The 6,451-nt window shown below is 64.9% G+C and carries 6 protein-coding genes; 3 read left to right on the top strand and 3 right to left on the bottom strand.

The window, feature by feature from the left end:
* The first annotated feature begins 343 nt into the window (after positions 1–343).
* The 3 genes from NDB2M1_RS16740 (at position 344) to NDB2M1_RS16730 (ending at position 3,070) form a co-directional block, all read left to right on the top strand.
* The gene (locus NDB2M1_RS16740; RefSeq protein WP_171955429.1) at positions 344–1,012 is read left to right on the top strand and encodes a TetR/AcrR family transcriptional regulator; all 669 of its coding nucleotides are present in this window, start codon (positions 344–346) and stop codon (positions 1,010–1,012) included.
* A gap of 169 nt (positions 1,013–1,181) precedes the next feature.
* Entirely contained in the window at positions 1,182–1,454 is a 273-nt protein-coding gene (locus NDB2M1_RS16735; protein WP_171955428.1) for a c-type cytochrome, read from the top strand.
* Positions 1,451–3,070 (top strand): FAD-binding oxidoreductase, encoded by a 1,620-nt coding sequence (locus NDB2M1_RS16730; protein WP_083554934.1) that lies wholly within the window; start codon positions 1,451–1,453, stop codon positions 3,068–3,070. Before NDB2M1_RS16735 ends, NDB2M1_RS16730 begins: the two co-directional genes overlap by 4 nt.
* 373 nt (positions 3,071–3,443) lie before the next feature.
* On the opposite strand, the gene NDB2M1_RS16725 is transcribed toward NDB2M1_RS16730, so the two are convergent.
* The 3 genes from NDB2M1_RS16725 to NDB2M1_RS16715 all read right to left on the bottom strand — a co-directional run bounded on the left by NDB2M1_RS16725 (position 3,444) and on the right by NDB2M1_RS16715 (position 6,446).
* Entirely contained in the window at positions 3,444–3,875 is a 432-nt protein-coding gene (locus tag NDB2M1_RS16725; protein ID WP_054123286.1) for a CHRD domain-containing protein, read from the bottom strand.
* Positions 3,876–3,984: 109 nt separating this feature from the next.
* A complete protein-coding gene (locus NDB2M1_RS16720; protein ID WP_072383993.1) occupies positions 3,985–5,142 on the bottom strand; it encodes an acyl-CoA dehydrogenase family protein in 1,158 nt (385 codons plus the stop codon).
* An 83-nt stretch (positions 5,143–5,225) separates the two neighbouring features.
* Positions 5,226–6,446, bottom strand: a complete 1,221-nt coding sequence (locus tag NDB2M1_RS16715; RefSeq protein WP_072383992.1) for a DUF3422 domain-containing protein — start codon at positions 6,444–6,446, stop codon at positions 5,226–5,228.
* Positions 6,447–6,451: the final 5 nt, after the last annotated feature.

Below are 6,451 nucleotides of genomic sequence, written 5' to 3'. Positions count from 1 at the left end.
AGGGCCATTCTGTCGTCGGTCATCGTCTTCTTCTCCAGGTTCGAGTTCGCATCCGAACCCTACCAGAAGATCGACGGTGGCCACCCTCTCAGAGAAACCTTCCTACACCACCCCGTGGGACACGACCTCGTCCAGAATTGTTAGTCCTTGAGCGAGGCTAAGCCTGCCAAGCAACCACAACGCCAATGACATCAGACATCCTGGCTCTGCATGAACGTGCTGAAGATCGTGATGGCCTTGTCAGCAGCGGTGGGTATGGGTCGCTTTGAGTGCGCTTCCGGTTCAAATTGCCAATGTGTCGGATTGATGTGTAACGGTGCCCCTTTGCCGTGGAGTACGGGATTTGGTTGACCTGAGGTCCGACAAGGCAAGGCGGCTGGAACTGGGCCGCCAGCGTCGCGCAATAACGCGGGCCAAAGTGATCGCGGCGGCGTTCGAGCTGTTCGGTGAGGAAGACGGCCTCTACGCACGTATCGAGGACGTGGTGCAGCGCGCCGGGATCACACGCGCGACCTTCTACGACCACTTCTCCGGCATGGCCGAACTGCGCGAGGCCGTGACGTACGAGGTCACGCACACTTTCTTGACCGCAGTGACGCGGACCGTCTCGCAGCTCGAAGATCCGCGGGAACGCGCAGCCGCGGCGATGCGTTTCTATCTGCACCGGGTTCGCGAAGTGCCCGGCTGGGGCCGCTCGATGCTCAGCCTCAGCGCCAATGGCATCATATTCGGCGCGGAAACCTTTCGGCAGGCGGAGATCACGGTGCAGGAAGCCATGGCAGCAGGCCAGCTTGGCATTAGCGACAGCGCGCTCGGCCGCGATGCAATCCTCGGGACCACCATTGCGGCCGTCTCGACGATGCTGCGCGAGCGCATGAGCGACGACTATCCTGAAGCGGTTGTCAGCATGATCCTGCGAGGTCTGGGCGTCAGCGCCGCCGAAGCGACTGAGATTGCCAATCGTACGCTCCCCGCCCTCGCCATGCCTTCCGACCAACCTGATCAAACTTGACGTTTCGCAAGATTGAATTTAGCCATTCCATAATCTGACAGAATGTCCGATTTAATCGGCGTGCTGCCCTCGTCACAAAAACCGGAAGAATGGGAGAGGCTGGATGAGTTCCACGACGCCAAAGCGGCTGAGGTGCCGTCTCGCGACCTTTGCTCTTGGGTTATGCCTGATGCCAGCGGCCAGCGCATCCGCCGGTGTCGCAAGCACGCCGCGTGCGCCTGCGGTGATCTATGCGAAGACCTGCGGCTACTGCCACGGACAGCATGTCGCCCCGGTGATCCGCGGTCGCAATCTGCCACCTGAAATCATCGCGCAGTATGTCCGCAGCGGTCCCCGCGCGATGCCGGCGTTCCGCCCCACCGAAATCAGCGATGCCGAACTCAAGGCTCTGGCCCAGTGGGTCAGCACCTCGAAGGCCGATCCCAAGGAGCATGAGCAATGAGCGGCATTTCCCGGCGTGACCTGATCCGCACCGGCGCCGTGGGGGCGGCCCTCCTTTCGGGCAACGCCTTTGCCTCACCGCTCGACGGCCCGCGCCAGCTCCCGGCGCATCTCGACAAGGGCATCTTCGCCGCTGCGGTCAAGGAACTGCGCGCGGTTGTTGGCAACGAATGGGTCTTCGCCGATCCTGAAACCACACTGCCCTATACCAAGAGCTTCACGCCCGATCCCCGCCACGAGCACGTGCCCTCGGGCGCAGTGGCTCCCGCCTCGGTCGAGGAAGTTCAGGCGGTGCTCAAGATCGCCAACACCTACAAGCTGCCGCTGTGGACCGTCTCCACCGGCAAGAACATGGGCTACGGCTGCGCGACGCCAGCCAGCAGCGGGCAGATGATCCTCGACCTCAAGCGGATGAACCGGATCATCCATATCGACGCCGAACTCGGCACTGCGCTTGTGGAACCAGGGGTGACCTATCAGGATCTCCACGACTACCTGACCGAGAACAACCTGCCCTACTGGATCGACGTGCCGACCGTCGGCCCCATCGTCTCGCCCGTGGGCAACACGCTGGAGCGCGGGGTGGGCTACACGCCCTATGGCGATCATTTCTTCATGCAGTGCGGGATGGAAGTGGTGCTCGCCGATGGCACGATTGTGCGCACCGGCATGGGCGGGGTGAAGGATTCGACCACCTGGCAGGCGTTCAAGTGGGGCTACGGGCCCTATATCGACGGCATCTTCACGCAGTCGAACTTCGGCGTGGTCACCAAGCTGGGCTTCTGGCTCATGCCAAAGCCTCCGGCGTTCAAGCCCTTCATGGTGCGCCATAACGAGATGGGCGACGTCGCGAAAATCGTGGATGCGATGCGCCCCTTCCGGATGAACAACCTCATCCCCAATGTCGTGCTGATGATGGGCGCTGCCTACCAGATCGCAATGTTCCACCGCCGCGAGGAGTTGTGGGACAAGCCCGAGAGCATCCCCGACGATGTCGTGCGCGATTTCGCGAAGAAGCATGGCCTCGGCATGTGGAACACCTACTTCGCGCTCTATGGCACCGACGAGATCATCGCGGCGGTGGAACCCATCGTGCGCCGCGCGTTCGAGGCTTCGGGCGGCGAAGTGCTGACCGAGAAGGAGATGGGTGGCAACTTGTGGTTCGAGCACCACAAGAACCTGATGAGCGGGCAGATGACGCTCGAGGAAAAGGGCATCATGCGCTGGCGCGGTGGCGGCATGACATGCTTTGCCCCGGTCGCCCCCGCCAAGGGCATCGAGACCCAGCAGCAGACCGAACTCGCCAAGGAAATCCTTGGGCGTTACGGATTCGACTACTCCGTGGCTTACGCCATCGGCGGGCGCGAGCTACACCACCTGATCTTCATCCAGTACGACAAGGAAAATCCGGTCGAGGAGAAGAAGGCCGACGACTGCATCCGCGAGATGATCACCCGCTTCGGGAACCGCGGCTGGGCTGCCTATCGCACCGGCGTGGCGACGATGGACCTCGTGGCGCGGCAATATGGCGACAGCCACCGCGAGATCAACGCGCGGCTCAAGCAGGCACTCGATCCCAACCATATCCTCTCGCCGGGCAAGCAGGGCATCGCCTGAGCCAAGCCGGGGACTCGTTCAAGCCTCCCGGCCAACGGCACCGACCTGTTCTTTGATGCGTTGATCGCCGATCCATGGCTCACCTGTCGCGCCTTGCGCGATCTGGACGCAGGCATGTGCCTCGAGCAGGCCCAGCACGGCGGCGCCGCACAATCAATTGCGCGGATGGAACTGATCGCTGTGTCCAACGCGCTTGCCCGCAGGAGGCTGCTTTTCGTTTTGGCAGGTTGGCATGGGCTGCCCCCCCCTCTCCCAACTCTCTCTCCTCAAGGGGAGAGGGCTATCGGGATTGGGCTTGGTGGAGGGCGTTGGGCTTTGCGGCGGGTGCTCCTCCACCATCTGCGATCGTCCCCCTCCCCGTGTCGGGGAGGAACTAGCCCTTGGCCAGCTGACCTCGCACCGCACCCGCGGGGAAATCTGCGGTGTGGATGTTGATGTAGAAGCCTGCCGGATCCGCGACGATGGGTTTCAGCTTGTCGGGTTCGACGGCGATGCACATGTCGCTGCCCTTGCCGGTGACATCCAAGGTGATGACGGGGGCGCCGTTGGTGCCGGCGGCGCCGGTGTGGACGTGGGCCATGGTCGGCGCGGCGATCTTCTCGCCGTAGAGGGTGTAGCAGAAATCGCCGGTTTCGGTGTTGATCTCGACGCGGAAGGCGCCGTTGCCTTCGGGGGCGCCGCCTGCGGGCTCGTTGGCGCCGGAGAGGTTGGCGGTGAGGACGACCGTCTCGGCAGCAGCAGCGACGGGCGCGAGGGCGAGCGCGGCGGCGCTCAGCGTGAGGATGGCGGCGGGGAGCTTGGGCATCGCATCTTCTCCATGCAGGGCAGCGCGGCCAAGCCCTTCAGACTCGGGGCTAGTTTTACCGCGCGCGAGGCGAGATTACGCCTTGTGGGCGGTGGTGCAACGGTTTGTCTCAGAAGCTTTTGGGCAGGCCCAGCACGTGGGTGGCGACGTGGCTGAGGATGAGGTTCGAGGAGATCGGCGCGACCTGGTAGAGCCGGGTTTCGCGGAACTTGCGCTCGATGTCGTATTCCTCGGCGAAGCCGAAGCCGCCGTGGGTCTGGACGCACATGTCCGCCGCGAACCACGAGGCTTCGGAGGCGAGGAGCTTGGCCATGTTGGCTTCGGTGCCGGCGCCTTCGCCCGCATCGAACTTCGCGGCGGCATCGGCGACCATCTGCGCGGCGGCGGTGGTCTGGATATAGGCGCGGGCGATGGGGAACTGGACGCCCTGGTTCTGGCCGATGGGGCGGCCGAAGACGCTGCGGTCCTTGGCATAGGCGGCCGCGCGGTCAATGAAGAAGCGCGCGTCGCCGATGCATTCGGAGGCGATGAGGATGCGCTCGGCGTTCATGCCGGAGAGGATGTAGCGGAAGCCATCGCCTTCCTTGCCGATGAGGTTTTCGCACGGGACCGCGAGGTCATCGAAGAACAGCTCGGTGGTGGCGTGGTTGAGCATCGTGCGGATAGGGCGGATGGTGAGGCCGTTGCCGACTGCATCGCGCAAGTCGACGAGGAGGACGCTCATGCCCTCGGTGGGGCGAGCGCATTCCTCGCGGGGGGTGGTGCGCACGAGGAGGACCATGAGGTCCGAGTGTTCGGCGCGGCTGATCCAGATCTTCTGGCCGTTGACGATGTAGCGGTCGCCATCGCGGCGGGCAAACGTCTTGAGGCGCGTGGTGTCGGTGCCGCTGGTGGGTTCGGTGACGCCGAAGGCCTGGAGGCGCAGGTCTCCGCGCGCGATGGCGGGGAGGTAGCGCTCCTTCTGGGCATCCGAACCGTGGCGCAGGAGGGTGCCCATCGTGTACATCTGCGCGTGGGCGGCACCGCCGTTGCAGCCGGAGCGGTGGACTTCCTCGAGCACCGCTGTCGCCGCCGCAAGGCCAAGGCCGGAGCCGCCGTAAGCCTCGGGGATCAGGACCGAGAGCCAGCCTTCCTGCGCGAGGGTCGTCACGAATTCGGTGGGGTATTTCCGGTCGCGGTCGAGCGCCTGCCAGTAGCTGCCGGGGAAGCGCGCGCAGAGTTTGCGCACGCCTTCGCGCAGGTCTGCAAAGGTTTCTTCGCCGCTCATGTCCCTCTCCCGCAAGCGCTTGTCAGAGATGGCTATTGCCTGACTTGGGCGCGCCGTAAAGCGGGTCCGGAGGTGCAATTTTGCTAGTCGGCGCCGAGGCGGTGGCGTTCGCGACGCAGGTAGACGTAGAGCATGATGAAGACGGGGACGATCACGAGCGCGGCGAACAGGTCGTGCTCGACGTGGACGCCGAAGAGGGAAAGGCCGCCGCTGAGGTAGGCGAGGAGCGAGACGGCATAGTAGGTGATCGCGACGGTGGAGAAGCCTTCGACGAGATGCTGGAGCCGCAGCTGGGTCTGCGTTGCGCTTTCCAATGATTTGAGGAGCTGGGCGTTCTGGTCCTCGATCCGGGTCTCGATCCGGGTGCGCAGCAGCGAGGTGAGCTGGGCGGAGCGCTCGGCAAGCTCCTGCTGGCGGCGCACCACGGTCTCGCAGGTGCGGATGGCGGGGTAGAAGCGGCGCTGGGTGAAATCGGCGAGGCTGGCGAAACCGGGGATGGCGACGGGGTTCAGCGTGGCGAGGCGCTCGTCGACGAGGCGGGCGTAGGCGGCGGTGGCGCTGAGGCGGTAGCGGGTATCGGCGGCGATGGTGCCGAGTTCGAGGCTCATCGCGCAAAGCGAATCAAGGAGGTCGTTGTCGGACACTTCGTCCGAATCGAGCTTGCGACCGAAGGCGCGCAGTTCCTCCTCGGCGGCATCGAGCTTGCCCCAGACGGCCCGGGCAACCGGGAGGCCGAGCAGCGCCATGTTGCGGTAGTTGCCGAGTTCCTGCAGCGACTGGACCGCGCGGGCGAGATCGACGGGGCCGAGCTGTCCGGCGGCGACGACGAGGCGGCCGTAGCCTTCGTCCTTGATGCGGAAATCGGAAGACAGGCGCGCGCCGCCGCCGAAATCGCAGCAGACGAGTTCGGCCGGATCGACGTCGAATTCGGCCATACGCGCGGCGGCGGTGGCGGCATCGGATTCGATATCGATCAGCGTGGCGCGCAGCACTTCACCGGGCGCGCTTTCGGCCCAGGCGCGGGCTTCTGCCAGCAGCGGAGCATCGGGGCTGGCGAAGACGGTGAGCGTGGTTGCCTCGCTGTGGCGCTCCCAGGTGAACAGGAGGCCGTCGGCAAGGATGCCCTGCATATGGCGCTGGCCGGGTTCGGCGGCGAAGGCGGGGCCGCCGCGAAAGGGGGGCAGACCTTCGGAGGGCCCCACGCGCAGGATCTGGACGATCGACATGGGGGGCGTGATCGGCGGCCAGCGCCGCAGATGCATCTCGCCGACGATCTCGCGCCGCAGCCGGTGTTCGTTGAGCATGGCCT

This window comes from Novosphingobium sp. NDB2Meth1, from assembly GCF_900117425.1.
Classification (GTDB): domain Bacteria; phylum Pseudomonadota; class Alphaproteobacteria; order Sphingomonadales; family Sphingomonadaceae; genus Novosphingobium.
This window is presented reverse-complemented; position numbering and strand designations above follow the sequence as displayed.

Bases quoted from the DNA above. Each gene is read 5' to 3' on its own strand.
- NDB2M1_RS16725 (WP_054123286.1), bottom strand. From the start codon at position 3,875: ATGCCCAAGCTCCCCGCCGCCATCCTCACGCTGAGCGCCGCCGCGCTC.
- NDB2M1_RS16730 (WP_083554934.1), top strand. From the start codon at position 1,451: ATGAGCGGCATTTCCCGGCGTGACCTGATCCGCACCGGCGCCGTGGGG.
- NDB2M1_RS16735 (WP_171955428.1), top strand. From the start codon at position 1,182: ATGCCAGCGGCCAGCGCATCCGCCGGTGTCGCAAGCACGCCGCGTGCG.
- NDB2M1_RS16715 (WP_072383992.1), bottom strand. From the start codon at position 6,446: ATGCTCAACGAACACCGGCTGCGGCGCGAGATCGTCGGCGAGATGCAT.
- NDB2M1_RS16720 (WP_072383993.1), bottom strand. From the start codon at position 5,142: ATGAGCGGCGAAGAAACCTTTGCAGACCTGCGCGAAGGCGTGCGCAAA.